The 1,821-nt window shown below is 49.7% G+C and carries 1 protein-coding gene; it reads left to right on the plus strand.

Annotated elements, in window-relative coordinates:
- Positions 1-114: 114 nt before the first annotated feature.
- On the plus strand, positions 115-1,413 hold the full coding sequence (locus L1N85_RS26905) for an IS110 family RNA-guided transposase (RefSeq protein ID WP_456238773.1): 1,299 nt from the start codon (positions 115-117) through the stop codon (positions 1,411-1,413).
- Positions 1,414-1,821: the final 408 nt, after the last annotated feature.

Raw genomic sequence — 1,821 nt, forward strand, 5'->3', positions numbered from 1 at the left:
AAGGAGCCATTCCTGTAATGAAGTAATTTGAGCTTTGAGCAAAAAAGCGCCACTTGCTATACTAGGAAGCGTTCCGGACAAGAACAAATCCCGTATACGAAAGAGGCGCTCAATATGAAGTATAAGATGAAGCAGAAACAGAATCAACGCATTACCCGAATTAATGAAGCCACATTGGTTGTCGGCGCAGATATTGCCAAAAAGATTCACGTGGCTCGTGCAGTAGATTTCCGCGGTATTGAGTTAGGCAAGGATTGTGTATTCCATAATGACCAGGAAGGGCTAATGAAACTCACGACGTGGATGAAGGAACTTGGGCAAGCGCATGCCAAGACGGAAATCATCTTTGGCATCGAGCCTACCGGACACTACTGGTTCCCGTTAGCGGCCTACCTGGAAGAGCAAGGCATCAAGGTCGTTGTCGTGAATCCGCATCATGTGAATAAAGCCAAAGAGCTAGAAGACAACTCACCGACGAAGAGTGACTACAAAGATGCGAAAGTCATTGCCGACCTGATTCGCAACGGGAAGTATTCGGAACCTAAGCTGCCGACAAAGGAATACGCTGACCTGCGGATCCTGATGAATCTTCGCGAGAAGGTATCGGCCAGCCTGACGCAAGTGAAAGGGCGAATCAGCAATTGGTTCGACCGTTTCTTCCCGGAATACGCAGGCGTGTTTAAAGATTGGGACGGCAAGACATCGCTGATGACCATGCGGAAGTTCCCGCTACCTGCGGAGATTGTCGCTACCGGTACCAGAGGCGTCCTAGCCCATTGGAAGACTGAAGTGAAGCGTGGCGTAGGGATTAAGCGTGCAGAGAAGCTCTGTGCCGCGGCCGAAGCATCGATTGGACTTACTGAAGGTACAACAGCAGCTCGAATTGAACTGACCACGCTGCTGCAACAGTTTGACCTATTCAGTGAGCAACTTGAAGCGATCATGGTGCAGGTGATGCAGATCTTGGAGAACATTCCGGGATCGGCTCAGATGCTAACCGTGCCGGGAGTTGGAGCGATCACCGTGGCAGGATTTCTGGCCGAAGTCGGGGATATCAACAACTACGATCACGGTCAACAAATCATCCGTCTGGCCGGCCTGAACCTCAAAGAGAACAGCTCGGGTAAGCGCAAGGGCAAGACAGGGATTACCAAGCGAGGACGGTCTCGCCTACGAGCGTTACTGTTCCGTGCGGTACTGCCGATGGTAGCGAAGAATGAAGCCTTTAAGGCGCTGCATCAGCATTACACGACACGAAGTCAGAATCCATTGAAGAAGAAACAATCCATCATTGCCTTGTGTGGAAAACTGATCCGCGTCTTGCATACGCTAGGGACCAAGCAACGAGAGTACAACGCAATCGACGTCATCGGACCAGTTCAGCAAGCCCAGATCAAGCAAATGGCCGCTTAAAGCGAAGAAGCAATCTATTACCTGTATCTCGCGTTATTCACATGTGTACAATTTTGACAACAGAAGCACCGGAGAAGCCGAAGAACTACATTCCATAAGGGCTACGACCCCGTAAAGGAGCAAGAATCGGCATCCACCCCTTGAGAGGTAGAACGAAGGAATGTAAGGGCATAGACCCAGCGTGACATGGGAGGGTAAACCCCAAGGGTGAGTGTGGAGATCCACTGTGCGATCATACTCATTATCCACAGTTTTGGAACCAAACGATCCTAAGCTCTGTTCCCGCCTACGCTCTTACAGGAAATCGGTGTGCAGACTACATTCTCCACCTGAACCTCTTAATCAGTCAAAGTTGAAATATTGAGAATGAGCGAGAAATCAGGAGAAAACATTACTTTATAGTGGGAG

It is taken from the genome of Paenibacillus alkaliterrae (genome assembly GCF_021532375.1).
Classification (GTDB): Bacteria; Bacillota; Bacilli; order Paenibacillales; family Paenibacillaceae; genus Pristimantibacillus; species Pristimantibacillus alkaliterrae.

Excerpts from the sequence above, each read along its gene's own strand:
- L1N85_RS26905 (WP_456238773.1), top strand. The coding sequence starts at position 115 with ATGAAGTATAAGATGAAGCAGAAACAGAATCAACGCATTACCCGAATT.